The sequence below is a fragment of the Desulfoluna sp. HI9BLuna genome (assembly GCF_056829775.1).
Map to the genome: position 1 here is coordinate 3,818,878 of NZ_CP186555.1, position 16,826 is coordinate 3,835,703.

Sequence of the window (16,826 nt, forward strand, 5' to 3'; positions counted from 1 at the left end):
CTCCTTAATACAATTATGATCTACCTAAAAAAGGTCTGTGAGATCTGTTTAAGATCCATTCAATAATTTCGGCTATTCTTTCGAGGTCGTTATATCTTATATCATTTATTTTTTGGTTCTTAGCATAGTCAAAAATATCAAGCGTGTATACTTTTAAATTTTCAGCGTAAAATCCTGCCCCTACGGCTCTTTCAGCAAAGGTTTTGCCACTTTGGAAAAAATGTAATTTCTCTTTTTTTGATAACTTTTCGGCTAACAGATCTTCAACAGCACTAACATGCTCGTTTATTCGCCTTTGAAGGTTGTTTGTTTTTCCAATATATAGTGGTGAACTAAATATTGGAGCACTGTCTGTTAAAAGATTAGCTACCAAATTCCTGTAATTTTCTTTTGTGAGTAAGTCGTTACACTGTGAATTGATCTTACTTTTGAGCTGATCACCTCTTTTTTCAGACCCAACTTCTTTTATGTGAGCATTCCAGTGAAACTGAAATGGTAATCTGGCCTCTGTCGAAATACTCGCCGGGTGATATCTTGAGAGCATATTGATCATAATAGATTCTAACTTGCTCATGTCCCCTTTTTCAATGCCTTTCCAGTCGATTGTACCTATATTGTACGTGCCATACCAAGCATATATTCCTGGCCCACTGCTTACTAAGTCAATTTCATCGAAAGAATATTTAGTCCACATTTATGCCTCAGTAATTGAGAATGCTTATGATTAATTAATGACCGATCAATGTGCTTTTATTGCTGTGTATTTAGCTACCCTAAAGCATTTTTGCTGTCGCTTTTGTCGTAATTTCTGTCACATGATATTGATGCTGATTGATTATTTCTGAGGGGCACTGCTTAGAGTAATATCTGATTGTAGCTAATTTTTTATGGATGAGGTACTTATGTATTTGAATCATAGAATTTTATTCCATTGGTTAAACTCTGTCAAAAATGAAAGTTATTGATAGTTTGTTAATTCCACTGTACCAAAGTCTTAAGAATAATTGTACCTTGAATTGGTTCAGAAATATAGTTGCTATAATAGCATTCATTTAGCCATACTCGTTGATTTTGAAGATCTAAGTGATGGAAGAACTTTTTTAGGCCTTGGCGTTGAAATACTAGGGCTTGACATGAACTACAGAATTCTTGTCTCCAGCCACATGAAGGCGGCGGGAAACTCTGCGGCCAACTTGCTTGATTTAGAACATCAGCCCATCGTGGAACCGAAGAATCCCATGTATTCACCTGGGGAAGAGAATCTGGCAAAGCACCGGAGAAGCGTGTTTATGAGGTAGGGTAGTGAACAGGGAATGGTGGGTGGGAAACAGATTATTTCAGATAAGAATGTGGGGGGATGGGAATGGAGAGCCGCCTTTGTGATTTCGGGGCCGTTCCAGCCCATGAATGCCGCACGGGAGTGCGGCGCTCCATGGGTGCTTTTTGTGGCGGGCTGCGGGCGCGGGCAAGGATGCCAACCGGCAGCCTTTGGCTTCGTTGATAAAAAACAGGGTATGCAAGCTGGCCTTGCCGGTGTACGCCCGCCTCAGCCCTCAGCCCTCAGCCCTCAGCCCTCAGCCCTCAGCCCTCAGCCCTCAGCCCTCAGCCCTCAGCCCTCAGCCCTCAGCCCTCAGCCCTCAGCCCTCAGCCATCAGCCCTTTAGCCTTTCAGCCTTAACTTATATTCAACGCCGCCCGCACTTTGGCGTAAGCCTCTTCCCGTCTCGTCCTGTTGCTTGAAAACCCGACGGTGACCCTGGGGGTGTCGAAGTCTTTGGTGTTGAGGTGGATGAGGTACTTCATGTGGTTTCCCATGGCATAATCTTCCCATTCGATGCTTGAGACGTCGCTGAACTCAAGGACCTTGCCTTTGCCGATTCTTCCGGCAAAGATTTTGCTGCTGGTTCTGTCGATGGCAATGCCGTTTTCGCCGTAGCTTGCCACGTATTCGGGGGTGATGTTCATTGAGGTGACGTGATTTATGAAACGGTCTTTTTCCCGTTTGCCGTCCCAGATCAGGTAGGCAAGGGAGGCGATGACCGAGACAAGGATGGGAATCCACAGGTTCTGGCTTGCAGAGTAGGATACCTGGGCGAGGATGATGGCTGTGGCCTTGAAGCTTGCCACGGCAACAAGGGGCAGGACGACAATCACTTTAAGCAGAGTTTTGAGGATAAACATGTTTTTCCTTACGTTGGTTATGAATAAGCCCCGTTACGCGGGGGAATCAACAGCATGTTCGGGGGGGGCGGAAGGCCCCTGGAAGGGAACAGATACCCGTGAAAGGGAACCTGTGTCAAGGCAGATGTTGCCTTACCGGAAAAGAAGTACTGTCAAGCCCTTCGGCGTGTGACATACCCCACACCCGGGGGCTTTTTTCTGAAAAAAGGCAAGGCGTCCCGGGGAGGAAAAAATGTGTGCGGCAAAGCCAGGCAATGCCGTGAAAAATAGGAGACATGGGCGGGAGGTTCCCAGTAACGTCCGGGCGGGGGTGTTTGACTTTTCTCAAAAAAGGAGTAGGAACATAAGGGGCCCGGGTGACGGGGCCGTGATTACCATCTCAAACCGAAGGAGCTCGCCATATGCCAAGTGATACCGTCGAAACAACGATACCGTCCAGCACCCCGGGTGTGGATTTGTTTGTGGCCGTTAATCGGATTGAAGCCGCCAGGGCCGTGGTGGTCATCGTCCATGGCCTGGCAGAGCACCTGGGCCGGTACGACCTGGTGACCAGCGAGCTCAATGAGGCGGGATGTTCGGTGTACCGGTTCGACAACCAGGGCCACGGGCGCTCCGGGGGCGAGCGGGGCTACCTGGACAATTTTCAGTCGTTCATCGACGATGCGGACCTGCTTGTTGAAAAAGCAAGAGAGGAAAACCCGGGGCTTCCCGTGTTTATGCTGGGGCACAGCATGGGCGGGTTTATCACGGCGGGCTATGGGGTGAAATACCCGGGCAAGCTCAAGGGGCAGGTGCTCTCCGGGGCGGCGGTGATCCAGCTGCCATTGTTCGAGGCCTTCAAGGATGTTGATTTTGAGAAAGAGCCCCGCGTGAAGGTTCCCAACGCTCTGTCCGAACTCATCTGCCGGGACAAGGACGTGGTGACGGCCTACGACGAAGATCCCCTGGTACTCAAGGAGACCTGCCAGAAACTCCTGGGAGAGGTGTTCATCAACGGCGCCGGGTGGTTGACGGGGAAACTGCCGGAGTACGCCTACCCCTGCATGATTCTCCACGGCGACGATGATCAGATTGTCACACCGGATGCCTCCCGCTACATGGCGGACCACATCGCTTCACAGGACAAGACCCTCAAGATGTACCCCGGTTTTTTCCATGAGATTTTAAACGAGACCGGACGAGACGAGGTGGTGGCGGACATTACCGAGTGGATCTGGGCGCGCCTTGGCTAACCCGGATATGTCATGAAAAAACGGTCGGGGAAAACCCATAAGGTGGCCGCGATCGGTTTGTCCGGTGTGTTGATTTTCTGTTGATAAAAATGCAGCGCGAATCTGATTTCCCTTGCAGCCGAGGGAATCGAAAAAGGCCCTCTGGATGCGAATCCGGGGGGCCTTTTTTTGATGATGAAACAAAAGGGGGACAGGATGCCTCGAATGGCGTTTAGAGGTTCTTGACGTAGCCCACATCCAGTTCGAGGTTTTTGCCGTTTCTGGCGGTGGTGTTGGCAAGGGTGTCGCAGCGTTCGTTTTCCGGGTGGCCAGCATGGCCCTTGACCCACTGGAAACGGACGGCAAGGGGAGCGCAGAGGTCGAGAAGCTTGGCCCAGAGGTCGGTGTTGACGGCGGGCTTGCCGTCGGACTTTTTCCAGCCCCTTTTGCGCCAGCCTTCGGCCCAGCCCTTGGAGATGCCGTTGACCACATAGGAGGAGTCGGTGGTGATGACCAGGGGACGCTTGGTGGAACCGATGTGTTCCAGGGCCTTGATGCAGCCCATGAGCTCCATGCGGTTGTTGGTGGTGTAGCCGTAGCCGCCCTGGAGTTCCGTGCGCTTTTTGCCGTCCACGATCACCACGCCGTAGCCCCCGGGTCCGGGGTTGCCGATGGCGCCGCCGTCACTGTAAATATGCAGGGTTTTTCCGTCGCCTTTGGGCCGCGGTGCCACCGTTTTTTTAACGGGGGCCTCCTTGGGCTTGCAGCGCTTGCGCACCACGGTGTTGTAGGAGGGTTTCTTGCACCAGCTTTCGGCCTCTTCCCGGGTTGTGAAGCTTTTATACATGGCCCCTTCAAACCCCGAAACCTGGGATTGAGCGTCTGGCCAATTGGTGTAAATGCCGGGCACACGGCCTACTGCGACGGCATAAAATTTCATTGATGCCACGTGATAATCCTTTCGTCGCAACGAAACAGGCGACGGTGGGTTTTTTTAGAATTCAATGGCCGGTACGGCCGCGTCTGGCAGGGATCTCTGCCGAGGAAGAAGATTGCTCCGAGAAGAGCGCCTTTTCCTTTTATCCCCCTTGAACCCAGAAGTCCAGAAATATGGTGCGTGTTTTTGAGGCGAATCGCGGATTTCGAAGAACAGTTCCCTCAGGGCTGTGTTTTGGCCTTCCCTCAGGGCTGGTTTTTAGCAGATGCGGAATTCCTCTTGACGGCTTCACTGGTTTTCGCCTATTTTGGGCCCGTCGAGCCAATGTAGCTCAGTTGGCAGAGCAGCTCACTCGTAATGAGCAGGCCCGCGGTTCGAATCCGCGCATTGGCTCCACACCACGAAACATCCCAAGCCCGAAGATCCCGACAGAGGATCATCGGGCTTTTTTTGTGGTGGAAAACGCCCGCCCCGCTGGTTGACAGCCCTTGTTTTGAACGATATCACATTGTAAGCTTTTTCCGCCGGTTTGGGAAAAGAAATCGCCCCGGACGCCCCTTTGTCCTGCCGCCCTTGTCCCTCCGGCCCGTAGTGCCCAGACCCGTTTGCCCGTTGATCCGGTATTTACCCTCATCTGCGCTGTCGCCCGGAGGCACCCATGCTCGTCGTTCCACTGACCGGAAAGCTGACCCTCAAAAACCTGCCGGTGGTCACCATCTCACTGATCGTGCTGAACTGCGCGGTCTTTTTTTTTACCAACCAGGCCGACCAGGACGCGTATAACGCTGCCATGGCGCACTACGAGGCGTCGGGCCTCTACGAGACCGAGGTGACAGCCTACCGCGAATACCTGGGGGGCGACGAAGGGGAGAGTGGGCCATGCCGACATGCCGTGGACCCGGAGTCCCAGGCGTTTCCGGAATGCTACAGCCAGATGGTGAAGGATGAGGCGTTCCAGCGGGAGCTTACAGCTAACCGGGTGATCTCCCCGGGTATGGACGGCTACAGGCGCTGGCACCTGAACAGGGACATTTTTGAGGACTCCCTGAACAAGATGACCTCCCGACGGTGGGGCCTGATCCCGGACAAGCCCAGGGCCCTGACCTGGGTAACCTGTATGTTTCTCCACGGAGGCCTGGCCCATCTTCTGGGCAACATGATTTTTCTGTGGCTGGTGGGGTGCGCCCTGGAGCTGGGCATCGGCAGCCTGGCCTACGGCATTGGGTACGTGGTGACGGGCGTCTGTTCAGCCGTTCTTTTCGGGCTGGTGTACAGCACGAGCACCACGCCCCTGGTGGGGGCCTCCGGGGCCATCGCCGGGCTCATGGGGGCGTTCTCCCTTCTGTTCGGCAGGCGCAAAATCCGGGTGTTCTATTCTCTGGGATTTTATTTCAACACGGTGTGGGCCCATGCCTGGCTTCTGTTTCCCGTGTGGGTGGCCTGCGAGGTGGGGCAGCTGCTCTTCGGAGGTGTGTCTCATGTGGCGTATATGGCCCACATCGGCGGGCTGATTTCCGGGGGACTGTGCGCCCTTTTCTTTACCCATGTGCTCAAGGGGCAGGTCAAGGAGGTGTTTGACACAGAGCCGGAGGAGGACCGGGTTACCGTGTTGATGGACGAGGCCCTGGCCTGCATGGCACAGCTTGATGTGGCCGGTGCGAAAACGGCCCTGGAATCGGTGCTCGCCCTGGAACCCGGGCATCCCAAGGCCCTGGAGCAGCTCTACACCCTTGCCCGGAATACCCCCAACGACCCCGCTTACCATCAGACAGCCGTGGCGGTGCTCACGGCCATGCTCCGCCACAACGCCCTGCCCGAGGCCGTGCTCAGTACCTATGACGATTACGTGGAACGGGCTCCGTCCGTGAAATTTCCTCCCTCCCTCTACCTTGCCCTTGCCGGGTTCTTCCCAGGGCACGGGCGGGAAGCCGACGCCGATCGGTTTCTCATGATGCTCACCCGCAAAGCCCCGAACCTTGCGGGTCTTCCCGATGCCCTCCTGCGGCACGCCACCCACTTCAAGCAAAAGGGGGACGACGCACATTGCAGACGTTTCCTTGCTGTGCTCCGGGAGCAGTTTCCCGACTCCGCCGAAGCCGCCCTGGTTCAGCGAACCATGGGGGAGTTGGTTTCGTAAGGATAGCCCGAGTCCAAGGCAATCTGCTTTCGAGGTGGCTCGCCTCGCCGCCGGAGGCAGGCTTTAACTTTACATCACATAACCGAAAGGTAGTTTCTCACCTGGGGGGCGATCTCGTGCTCCGGGAATTTTTTGAGGATGCCGTTCAGCAGCTTGAGCGCTTTGTCGTGCTGGTGTAGCCGGTCGTTTAAGATGCGGGCGGCCCGGAACCAGATGGCGGGCAGCATGGGGTCGTCCGGGTGGTTTCGGATGGCTCGCTGGAGGATGGCGATGGCCTGTTCAGGGGAGACCCGGTCGCTGGTCCAGGTGCCGATGTGGTAGAGGATACCGGCCGAGGGGACAAAGTCCGGGTCCGCTTCCATGCAGGCGGCATAGGCGGCTAAGGCCTCCTCTTTTTTTCCGGCGGTGATGAGCTCGTCAAGGTGGGTGTGGCCGTGGGCCGTCAGCTTTTCAGTGTGTCCAAGCATGTTCAGCAGGCTGAAGTATTTTTCCGAGAGCTCCGGTGTGGGCAACTCTCCTTTCTGTGCCTTGATCTCCCCGATATATGCCAGGGCGTCCTCCAGTCGGCCTTCCCGCAGCAGGAAGGTGACCTGCTTGAGCTGAGGATCTTCCACGGTTTTTTCTTCTGCGGCCTTCATGGGGGTGGCGGCGGCCTTGAAGTTTTCCTGGGCCACGTCGTACCCGATGGATTCATGGTACTGGAGGGTGACGTAGCCCATGAGGTGGTAGGAGACCAGGCTGTAGTACCCGCTGACGACGCAGGTGAGGGCACTCAGAAAGTTGGGGGAAACATGGGGGGCCAGGCGGCCGACCACCAGGGCAGGGGCGCCCCAGAGGATGGTGAGGAGACCGAACATGCCCAGGTACCCCCTGCCGATGCGGGTGGCCAGGCGGATAAAGGCGTTGGGGTTCACCGCGTGGAGTACCCGGTTGGAGGTGGCCAGCAGGATGATGATGACCGGGACGCAGAGGATGATAACGACCAGCAGAAGGTAGGCGGCGGTCTGGCCTGCGATGGTAACGACAAAGGCGTATGGCACGATGAGGAGAAAGGCCACCAGCCCCTGTTTCAGCACAATGACGATGCTGCTGCCCAAAGGAATACCGTCCATGGGCGGCGGGGTCAGGTCTCCGCTGCTTGTGGTGGTCAGGGCCAGGTATGCGTACCGGAGGACCAGGGCCGAACTGGAGATGCTTACGAGCACTCCCGGGAGGCTCTCCGGGTCAAAGATGTAGTGAAGCAGGCCCAGCACCCCCAGAAAGAGGAGGATCTTTGTGGTCAGGGGGTAGAGGAAAAAGTGGGGCAGCCTTTCCCAGTAAGGGACGATGGCGTTCTGGGCACCTATCCAGTCCATCTCCCGGTTGCACTTCGGGCAGAGGGTGATCTGACGGTCGACGGTGAGGGTGCGATGGGTGCTGGTTTTTACGCAGGCATTGCAGAAGGTGCCGCCGCAGAGGGGGCAGCTCCAGTGGGCAGGGTCGTGGGGGTGGTGGAGACAGTAAGTGGTCATGGGCCCTTGCTCGGTCTGATGTCGTGGTCCGGTTGGCGATACGTACTGTTCTTGGATGGTTGGTGTTATTGGTCATAGCACAGGTATTTGTGCAGGGTAAACACCGTATGGGAAAGATGCTGCTGTTTTGGGGGGCTGCGGGAGAAGGGTGCGGTTCGGCGCGTTGGAGGGACAAAACAAAAAAGGGGCGCTGTCGGGAGGAGGGACAGCGCCCCCTTTTATTCGGGTTGTCATAGGTCAGGTGATGTCATCGCGACAAGGTGCGGCGTTGAGCCGGCCCCGGACGAAGGGCTTGGATCAGGCCACCTGCCTGGACTCCACAGTCCGGCGGTAGTGGACAATGTCCTCCACCGTAAGGACCGGGAACCCGTGTTTCTTTCCGAAGTCTACCAGGTCGGGAAGGCGGGCCATGGTGCCGTCTTCCTTGGTGAGCTCGCAGAGGACGCCCGTGGGCTTGAGCCCTGCCAGGCGGCAGAGGTCCACGGTGGCCTCGGTGTGGCCCCCGCGCTCCAGCACGCCCCCTTTCCTGGCTTTCAAGGGGAAGACGTGGCCGGGCCGGTTGAGGTCGTCGGGGTGGGCGCCGTCTGCGATGGCAGCCTTGATGGTGGTGACGCGGTCTTTGGCGGAGACACCGGTGGTGACCCCTTTGGCGGCTTCGATGGTGAGGGTGAAGGCGGTGCCGTACTGGGAGCTGTTGGCCGGAACCATCTGGGGAAGGTCCAGCTGGTAGGTCATCTCCGGGGTGAGGCAGAGGCAGACAATGCCGGAGCACTCCCGGATCATCAGGGCCATCTGGGCATCGGTGATCTTTTCGGCGGAAAAGATCAGGTCGCCTTCGTTTTCACGGTCTTCGTCGTCGGCAACAAGGATACCGTTGCCGTTTCGAAGGGCTTCAAGGGCCTTTTCAACCCGTTCAATGGGGTTGCCAAACTGTTCGAGAAGATTCTGATTCATGGAAAAACCTCCAGATAATGTTTAACCCGACTCCTAAAGGCACGCATGGGACCAGACAAAAAAATCATGCACCAGGGTCGAGGATTTCCAGAATCAGGGCTAACGGAAGGGGTGTGGGCAAAAGGACCATCCTTTGCCGCACGCGTCGAAAGGCATCACGAAACAGGGCACAACGAAAAAATCAATTTCGTTCAAGCCCCGTATGGGGACATCCTATCCTCTTCCATCCGGACTGTAACCGTCGGCTCCGGAATCTCACCGGATCTGCTGTCCCCTCGCCGGTGATGAACCGGAAAGAGCGCTCGCGGGCTTGCCATTGAGGCTTACCGCCGGTGGGGAATTTCACCCCGCCCTGAGAATAAGTGGCACCCATTAAACGCCTGATTGCCCCCTTTGTCAATGGGTATTCTGACGCTCCGGTTGCCAAACGTATTGAAAAAATATATAATTGTTGCATATATCCCATTGAAAACAGGTTTCTTTTTTCTCTTGCCGGGGCGGTGCGCCGCCTTGCTCTCCACGACCCTGTTTGCGCCTGCTCCCAGCCCTTTCGGGCTCTGTTCCAGCGACCTGCACAAGCGATTCTTTCCCTTTCCCATTCCTGCCCGGGCCCTGTGCCCGCCTTGAACCTGGTGCGATTGGCAACCGGCCGGACCGACGCGCCGCGGTCCGCCGACACCTTCGGGGCTGACATTCACAAGGGGAGACCGACCTCTTCGGTTCTGCCCGTGTCACGGCCCCGGACCCTTACCGGAATATACCTACGATCCCCATGAAAACGGGATGAATTGGAGGCAAACCATGAACCACGACATGCAGGAGACCCTGACCAAACTCATCGGCGGCAAGGCAGAGAGCCTCGTCCATCATGCCGACGCCTTTCTGGATTTCTGGTCCGTCCTTGAGCCCGATGACCGCCAGGTGGCGCTGAAGGACCTCATGACCCGTTACCGGCTTCCCGCCTTTCGGACCGAAGACCCCATCTACGGGGGCGGCTTGTCCCAGGAGCGGATGAAAGAGCTCACCGGAAAGGTGGGGAGCATGGTGGACGCCACCTTGGGCAGCATCCTCTCCAACCGCATGGAGCCGGACTCGGCCGCCGCAGAGGTGCAAAAGCTCCTGGAAGGCCGGGAAGAGAAGGACGAGCAGGTATTCTGCCTGGCCGGGATCCTCTCCTCCAACGTGGTCCCCTACGCCGTGGTGCCGGAGTTCAAGACCCAGCTCACCAACGAGATGTACCAGGCGCTGCTCAAGGAGCTCTCCGAAGGGGTCTCCCGTATTCGCATCGCCTCCGGGGTCTCCAAGAACGCCGCAGAGATGGCGGACCTTGTGCTTTCGGTGCTGGACCAGGAGATGGACTGGGAGAAGAAGGTGGCGCTTCTGGCCTACTTTATCGTGCTTCGTGAGCGCACGGTGATGGCGGGCAAGGGGGCACGTTCAGGCAACGGCGGCAAAGAGAGCGCTGAGTGAGGGAGCGGCCCGTGGGGCGCCTTAGGATTGGGGCTCCACGGGTCACCACACCCAGGACCAGAGAACGGAGATGCTTCCGTACTTGAAGCTGCCGGTATCCTCCGGGGAGTCGTTCCAGGGGTACCGGTTGCCCGAGTAGTTGTTGTACTGAACGGAGACGGTGCCGGGGTGCCAGTCGAAGTAGCCGAAGCCGTAGGTGTAGTCGGGGTCCCAGGGCTGCTGCTGGTCCGGCCGGGGGTAGTAATAGCAGGTGATGGTGGCGTACCACCATTTGTAGATGGTGTACTTGAGGGTTAAAGAGAGGCTCTGTTTCCAGCTTTTCTCCTCGCCGGACGCGAGGTCGGAGTAGGTGGGGGTGAGGTTGTAGTTGATGCCGCCGCCCAGGCCGCCGGTGGGGTGAACGATAAAGAGCTCTTCAACGCTGCGGGGGATGAGGAATTTCCAGCCAAGGGAGTAGGTGCCGCTTGAAAAGTCGGTGACCTTCTCCCCTTTTTCTTTGTCCGGGTTGAGTCGGTTGCCTCCGTAGTTGGCGTAGGTGAGGCTGAAGGTGTAGGGGTGCCAGTCGTCGTAGCCGAAGACGTAGGAAAAATCAGGGTCCCAGGGAGCTCTACAGTCCGGGCACCAGGGGTTGCTCTCATCGAAGTTCAGGTACCCGTAAAAGGTCACCGAAGCAAACCAGTAGCTGAGGGGGTTGTACTTGAAGGTGGCCGATACCGTGGCCTTTCGAAAGCCTGATTCTGTCTGGGTGCCGTCCGGCCCCCGGGACTCTTCCACGGTGTCTGCAAGGGGGTAGTTGAAGGCGACGTTGCCGCTGAAGCCGGAAAAGAGGTTGCGCCACTCCGAGTCGTGCTCTTTCTCCATAAGATCGCTTAAGGGCATGGAAAAGGAACTCAAGGCCGCATGGTAAATCTCCTGGGCTGTTTCGCCCCGGCAGGGCACGTGGAACAGCAGGGCCAGAACCAGGGCGGCGAAGCTTGCAGCCCATGGGAGACGGGGACTACACAAACTCAACTCCCAGCATGGTGACGTCGTCCCCCAGGGGTTCGTTCTCCCCGAAGTTCATCATGTCCTCGTGGGTTCGGGTGAGCAGTTCGTCGATGGGCAGGTGTTTGTGGGCGTCCAGGGTATCCTGGAGGCGCTGGTCTCCGTAAAACTCTCCCAGAAGGTTGCGGGATTCGGTCATGCCGTCGGTGTAGAGGATGAGTTTGTTGCCCGAGCGGAGGCGGATGGTCTCCTCTTCAAAGGGGATGATGCCCCCCATGCCCACGATGGTGCCTCCTTCGGTGAGAAGGGTCGGGGGGCCGTCCGGGTGGAGGAGGATGGGGGCGGGATGGGCTGCGTTGCTGTAGGTCAGGTGGCCGGTCTTGAAGTTGATGATGAGGTAGACCGCCGTAAAGTACTTGTCGAACCGCTCCATGGGGTACTCTTCGTCCAGGGCCTGAAGCACCTCAGACGGAGAGGTGAGGCTGTAACGGGGCGGGTCGTCCTGCTTTTTTTTCACCAGCATGCCGCTCTGGGCGTTGAGGCGCTGGGATACGGAGACCGTCACCAGGGCAGACGGCACCCCGTGACCGCTGACATCCAGGATGTAGAGCCCCATGTGGTCCTCGTCCAGGCGAAAGACGTTGAAGATGTCCCCGCCGATGCTCTGGCAGGGGATAAACTTCCAGGCAAAGTTTAACCCCTCGACGTTGGGTGCGGACTGGGGAAGCAGGCTCTCCTGGATCCCGGCGGCCGCCTTCAGGTCGATCTCCAGCTCCTGCTGGGAAGCCAGAAGCTTGCGGTTGAGGGCGGCGAGCTGTCGCTGGGACTGGGAGAAGTGCAGGATGATGGTTTTCAGCACCCGGTTGTTGAGGTCGTGGTCTTTCTTCTCCGTACGGTAGCGTACGGCGGCCTTGTAAACGTTGTAGGCCATGTCCCGTTTGAGCTTGAACCCGCTGAGTTCCGGGAAGCCCAGCTCTTCTATGTTCATCAGGTGTCTCCTTCGTCTGTAATGATCCTGTCGATGCCCACCCCGTCAAGGTTGATGAGCCTCTCTCCGATGGCCCGGAAGTCCTGTTCCATGGGGATCACGCTGCCGTGCTGGGGAGCCACCATGCCTGCGGGGGTCTTCAAAATCTGCCGGATGGCGTGTCTCAACGCCTTGCCCGAGGGCATGATCATCTGGTGGAAGGTGAGAATGTCGGTGATGGGGCAGTAGTCCCTGCCCTTGGGGCAGTCGTCCAGGTGCTTGCAGGTCCTGCATTCGTCGTCCAGGCCGATGAAGAGCTCCCATTGACTGCCGTAGCTGCCGAACAGATCGCTGGTAAAGGCCACGCCGCTCAACTCGTCGTAGGTGATGAAGCTGCCTGCGCTGTGGGCATACGGGGTTCGGATGAACTCCAGCACGCGTCCCGACGAAAAGGTGAACCGGTCGTTGTAGTCTGCGATGTCTATGAGGGTTGCCGACGGGCCGTAGTGCCGGATGAAGAAGTTGTTCTCCAGGGCCGACATGATGCGCAGGTCCTTCCGCTCGATGATGTCTTCGTAATCGGAGACGCTGCCGCAGAGGTCCGGGTCGTAGTGGTGGTAGATGAGCCCCCGAATGGCCGAGGGGTTGGTGCCGGTTTTAAGGATCTTTGTCATGACCGTGGGAAAATCGGGACGGCTGCCTCCGTCGATGACCACGGCTTCGTCGCCGTCCACGATGAGGTAGGGGTTGCAGTGCAGCCCGGTTTCCTCGTCGTAAAAGCCTACCCAGTAGATGCTTTCAGCGATTTTGATGGGGTCGTCGTAGTTGAGGTTGAGGTTGATGGTGTTGATCATGGACAGACTCCTTGGGTTGTCCCGGACATTTCATGAGAAAACGACCAGGCTAAAATTAATAAAACGTCATTACAGCTTGTTACTGAGAAGACTTAAGATATTTCAGAATACAGAGTGTAACTTAGCGTTATGAGATCTATTCTCTCATCCCTTCGTGAAATATCCGGGATAGAAATGGGGTGGACCCTCGTTTCATGTAAAGCATCGCCTCAAGAATGACGGCGTTGGTGTTGATGTTTCGGGAGGTGTTGATGGTGCCGTCCGGGTATTTCCCTGCGTAGAAGCCGTAACGGGGGTGCTTCAGGCCGACGACGGCCTTGCGAAGGGCGGTGGCGTATGCGTCGTCAAAGAGGGCGCTCCAGCCCAGGGCCGCCTTGGTGGAGAGGGAGAAAAAGGCGTCGGCCGGGGTGCCGTTATGGGTGACACAGGCCCAGGGCGTCCCCTCGTAATAGATGTTGGTGTAGACAAACCAGGGCGCTTTGCTCACGGCATCTTCGTTCACCGCCGTCACCTCCTCGCTCTTGAGCCAGCGTTTTTGCTGGAGGCCGTATACATCATGGGTCAGAGCCGTAAAGGTGTCGTCCACAGATCCCAGCTCCATGGCGGCCATCACAAAGGGATCGCTGGTGAAAAATGCCTTGTTCCGGGTGTCATGGCGAATGGTGCTTCCCAGGATCGTGACCGTGTCCGTCTCTTTGTAATCAAGGGCGTTTCGCATATCCGCTCCGAAAAGCGCCACCCCCATGGCTGCGTACTGCTCGTAGCCCAGGCGTCCCTCCTGCCGAAGCCACTCTTTCTCTCCGTTAAAAAGCATGCCGTTAAGCTCCCGGTGCCGAACCAGCCGGTCAAAGGTCCAGCGGTCCACCACCTTGTCCACCATGGGCGCAAAGTCCGGGTACCAGGCCGCGGTGATCTTGAGCCAGATAAGGAGCCTGCCGATGTCCAGGGCCGACCACCCGCTGCCCACGCTGCTGGGCCTGCTGCCAAGATCCGTCATCTCCCCGGTTTTTGTGATGTATTCCCGGTTGGGAAGCTCGTTGTTGTAGAGTTCCACAACCTGGAGGGTTTCTAAAAAACGGGTGATCTTCTGCTTCCCCTCGGCAGGCCCGATGATGCCGAGCTGCATGGCACAGGAAAAGGCGGCCAGGGTGCTCCCCAGGTCCCAGAGGGTGGCGTAGGGGTAGTTGTGCACGGAGTTCACCAGGCCGGTGTTGGTCTGGTAGTTTTCGATGACATAGCGCCAGGCCGTGCGGGAGATCTCCAGGTCCTCGGCGGTGAACCCCTCGGCTTTCCGGAGGTTGCCCCGGGTGGTGAAGGGCATGGGGGCCGCCTTGGGGGCTGTCTCGACCACCGTGGCGTCCGCCTCCGGCACGTCTTGGACCGGGGACGCGGCAAGGGGCTCCTCCCTGACGGGCGGCGGTGGTAACGGAGGAACGTCCGTGGGTACCGTCTCGGTGGCGGGGGGCGGGATCATCCCTTTGCCCGGAAGACCCTCTGTCTTGGGCTGTGACGCGGCCTCTGCTGCCAGGGAGCCGTGGCGGGTCCCTTTTTGTACCGCCGGGGCCTGTGTCTCGCGGACGGCAAGGGCCTGGGGCCGGGGAAAGTAATTCCGAGTGACCCGGATCTCGGGTTCGTCGTCGGCCACGTCCCGTACCTGGAGCCCTGCTTTCGGGCCGCTGTAGGTCAGGAGACCCAGGCCCTCCACCATGTCCATGAGCCGCCGCTGGGGATCGTTTCCAGACAGGGGCAGGCTGCCCGAAAGGCCCGCCTTCAGCCGGGTGTCGATGGCGTGGGCCTCCAGGCGGAGGGCCTCCTGCTGGGCCTCCCAGGAGGTGTTGCTCTCCAGGAAGTAGCGCACGGCAGCCGACCAGGTGACGTAAGCCCTTGCGTTGTTCGCCTTTTCAAAGGCGATGGAGGCAAACACGTTGAAACAGGCGGCCAGGCGAAGGGTTTCCTGGTCCCGGGACCGCTTGAGGTGGGTCTCGCCGTCGGCCACCCAGGTCTGGGCCGCGCGTTGCCAGGCCTCTTCTTCGGCATGGCGGAAGCCGTCTTCAAAGGGAGACGGATCGGACAGGGGACCGGCCGCAGCGGTCCAGGCCCACAGGAGCAGGCACAGCCCAAGGAGCCACGGGCCAGGGCGTCTTTGGCCGCCATGGGGGCTTGCTTGGGTTACGGGACGCATCCTGTTCGCTCCAGGGGCAGGCATTTGCCCTCCTCGGTAAAGGGGTTTTCCACGTTGAGGTCGTAATAGGGCCTGGGAAACGCTTCATTGGGGTCGACGCAGGCCGAGAGCTTGCCGTCGGCCTTGTAAAACAGGGTCTCCAGCACCGCGGCGTTGGTGCCTGCGGTGATGAGCTTCATGTGGTTCCCGGTGTTCTCCATGCGGCCTTCGTACCACCCTTTTTCCGGGTCGTTGAGGCAGTGGAGCAGCTCCATGAGCCGGTCGGTGTACGGCGTCTCCCAGAGGCCCCACATGGCAAAGGCGGCCCGGGTGGAAACCAGGGCCTGCTCCTTGTGGTAGGTGCCGCTGTCCGAGATAACGTTCCACGGGTACCCGGCGGCAAAGATGGAGTCGTAGACAAAGTAGGGCGGCCCGGCCACCTGGTGATCGGTGCGGGCGGTGAAGACGTGGTCGTTTTCAAACCGCGCCTCCTGGACCCGGTAGATGGCGTCGGCGATGGTTGCCATGTCCGTGTCGCTGTGGATGCTGTCCCACCCCTGCCTCTGGTCGGTGCGGTCCCAGTTGAATTCCAGGCCGTCTAAAAGGTAGCCCATGCTCAGCACCGGGGCGTAAGTGCCTGTCTCCCGGACGTCCCGGCTGTCGTAGGGAAACTCGATCCCGTACAGGGTGGCCTTTTCAAAGGGTTCAATGCGGGAGGCCTGGGTCGTGTCAAACCCCCAGAGCTGATAGCCCCTGGCACAGTACTCCTCGTAACCCAGGCGCCCCTCCTGGAAGGTGTCCACGGCGTTGTGTACCTTGAGGCCGCCGTAGAGGGTCCCGCAGTTGTCCACCACCCGGCAGAAGGTCCAGCGGAGCACGGCTTTGTCGATGTACTCCGAGTAGATGGGGTAGCGGCACTTGACGATGTAGAGCCAGGACAGAAGCCGTCCTAAATCCATGGCCGACCAGCCGATTTCGCCCGGCTGGTTGGTGTAGTCCACCATGGCCCCGGTCTGGGTGTTGTAGACCTTGTTGGGGAGCTCGTTAAAGCACAGGGGCATGGTGTTGAAAAAGTGCATCAGGCGGCTGAGCCGCTCGTCAAACTCGCACGGGGTGATGATGTCGAGCTCCCGGGCCGAGACCATGGCCCCCAGGTAGTCCGCTGTGTGCCACATGGTGGTGGCCGGGTAGCGGTCCACGGAGTTGACGAGCCCCGTCTTGGGGTTGTGGTTGTTCTCAAAGTATCGCCAGGCGATTTTGGCCCAGGTCTCTTCCTGTTCTGTGAGCTCCCCGTGGCGCCCCTGGTGGAACAGGTCGGAGTTGGCCGTGGCCGACACCCCCCGGTCCACCCCGCGGACGATGACCCCGCAGCCCGTCATGGCTCCAAGCATGAGCAGGAGCAGGCCGAGCAGCATGGGGCCAAAAAGGGGAACGCGGGCCATGGGCTCTCCCGTCATGGG

Annotated in this window: 13 protein-coding genes, 1 tRNA gene and 1 riboswitch; of the genes, 4 read left to right on the forward strand and 10 right to left on the reverse strand. The window is 58.2% G+C overall.

Annotated features, from left to right (window positions below; translation table 11 throughout):
- Positions 1-13 precede the first annotated feature (13 nt).
- Positions 14-694 carry a hypothetical protein gene (locus ACOYW0_RS15415; RefSeq protein ID WP_482414728.1) on the reverse strand — a complete coding sequence of 227 codons (681 nt, stop codon included), beginning with the start codon at positions 692-694 and terminating at the stop codon, positions 14-16.
- A gap of 979 nt (positions 695-1,673) precedes the next feature.
- A complete protein-coding gene (locus tag ACOYW0_RS15420; protein ID WP_482414729.1) occupies positions 1,674-2,180 on the reverse strand; it encodes a hypothetical protein in 507 nt (168 codons plus the stop codon).
- Between the two features lie 401 nt (positions 2,181-2,581).
- Here ACOYW0_RS15420 and ACOYW0_RS15425 point away from each other — a divergent pair, with 401 nt between their 5' ends.
- Positions 2,582-3,412: a lysophospholipase gene (locus ACOYW0_RS15425; protein ID WP_482414730.1), complete on the forward strand. Its 831-nt coding sequence runs from the start codon at positions 2,582-2,584 to the stop codon at positions 3,410-3,412.
- Positions 3,413-3,623: 211 nt separating this feature from the next.
- On the opposite strand, the gene rnhA is transcribed toward ACOYW0_RS15425, so the two are convergent.
- Positions 3,624-4,331 (reverse strand): ribonuclease HI, encoded by a 708-nt coding sequence (rnhA, locus tag ACOYW0_RS15430; protein WP_482418840.1) that lies wholly within the window; start codon positions 4,329-4,331, stop codon positions 3,624-3,626.
- A 317-nt stretch (positions 4,332-4,648) separates the two neighbouring features.
- Here rnhA and ACOYW0_RS15435 point away from each other — a divergent pair.
- Together ACOYW0_RS15435 and ACOYW0_RS15440 are read left to right on the forward strand one after the other, a co-directional pair.
- A tRNA-Thr gene (locus ACOYW0_RS15435) sits at positions 4,649-4,724 on the forward strand.
- A 262-nt stretch (positions 4,725-4,986) separates the two neighbouring features.
- Positions 4,987-6,465: a rhomboid family intramembrane serine protease gene (locus ACOYW0_RS15440; protein WP_482414731.1), complete on the forward strand. Its 1,479-nt coding sequence runs from the start codon at positions 4,987-4,989 to the stop codon at positions 6,463-6,465.
- Between the two features lie 74 nt (positions 6,466-6,539).
- Here the strand turns inward: ACOYW0_RS15440 and ACOYW0_RS15445 are convergent, their stop codons facing one another.
- The gene (locus ACOYW0_RS15445; RefSeq protein WP_482414732.1) at positions 6,540-7,976 is read right to left on the reverse strand and encodes a hypothetical protein; all 1,437 of its coding nucleotides are present in this window, start codon (positions 7,974-7,976) and stop codon (positions 6,540-6,542) included.
- Between the two features lie 297 nt (positions 7,977-8,273).
- Positions 8,274-8,930, reverse strand: a complete 657-nt coding sequence (gene ribB, locus ACOYW0_RS15450; protein WP_482414733.1) for a 3,4-dihydroxy-2-butanone-4-phosphate synthase — start codon at positions 8,928-8,930, stop codon at positions 8,274-8,276.
- Positions 8,931-9,141: 211 nt separating this feature from the next.
- A riboswitch (FMN riboswitch) is annotated at positions 9,142-9,294 on the reverse strand.
- A gap of 437 nt (positions 9,295-9,731) precedes the next feature.
- On the opposite strand from ribB, the gene ACOYW0_RS15455 reads away from it, so the two are divergent.
- Entirely contained in the window at positions 9,732-10,400 is a 669-nt protein-coding gene (locus ACOYW0_RS15455; RefSeq protein WP_482414734.1) for a hypothetical protein, read from the forward strand.
- A 42-nt stretch (positions 10,401-10,442) separates the two neighbouring features.
- On the opposite strand, the gene ACOYW0_RS15460 is transcribed toward ACOYW0_RS15455, so the two are convergent.
- From ACOYW0_RS15460 to ACOYW0_RS15480, 5 genes are all read right to left on the reverse strand, one after another.
- Entirely contained in the window at positions 10,443-11,405 is a 963-nt protein-coding gene (locus ACOYW0_RS15460; RefSeq protein WP_482414735.1) for a hypothetical protein, read from the reverse strand.
- Positions 11,398-12,372, reverse strand: coding sequence for a PP2C family protein-serine/threonine phosphatase (locus ACOYW0_RS15465; protein WP_482414736.1), 975 nt, complete (start codon positions 12,370-12,372; stop codon positions 11,398-11,400). Before ACOYW0_RS15465 ends, ACOYW0_RS15460 begins: the two co-directional genes overlap by 8 nt.
- Positions 12,372-13,205, reverse strand: a complete 834-nt coding sequence (locus ACOYW0_RS15470; protein ID WP_482414737.1) for an oxygen-binding di-iron domain-containing protein — start codon at positions 13,203-13,205, stop codon at positions 12,372-12,374. The genes ACOYW0_RS15465 and ACOYW0_RS15470 overlap by 1 nt, the downstream gene beginning before the upstream one ends.
- 136 nt (positions 13,206-13,341) lie before the next feature.
- Complete coding sequence (locus tag ACOYW0_RS15475; protein WP_482414738.1) at positions 13,342-15,387, reverse strand: DUF3131 domain-containing protein; 2,046 nt, start codon at positions 15,385-15,387, stop codon at positions 13,342-13,344.
- Entirely contained in the window at positions 15,375-16,808 is a 1,434-nt protein-coding gene (locus tag ACOYW0_RS15480) for a DUF3131 domain-containing protein (protein WP_482414739.1), read from the reverse strand. Before ACOYW0_RS15480 ends, ACOYW0_RS15475 begins: the two co-directional genes overlap by 13 nt.
- Positions 16,809-16,826: the final 18 nt, after the last annotated feature.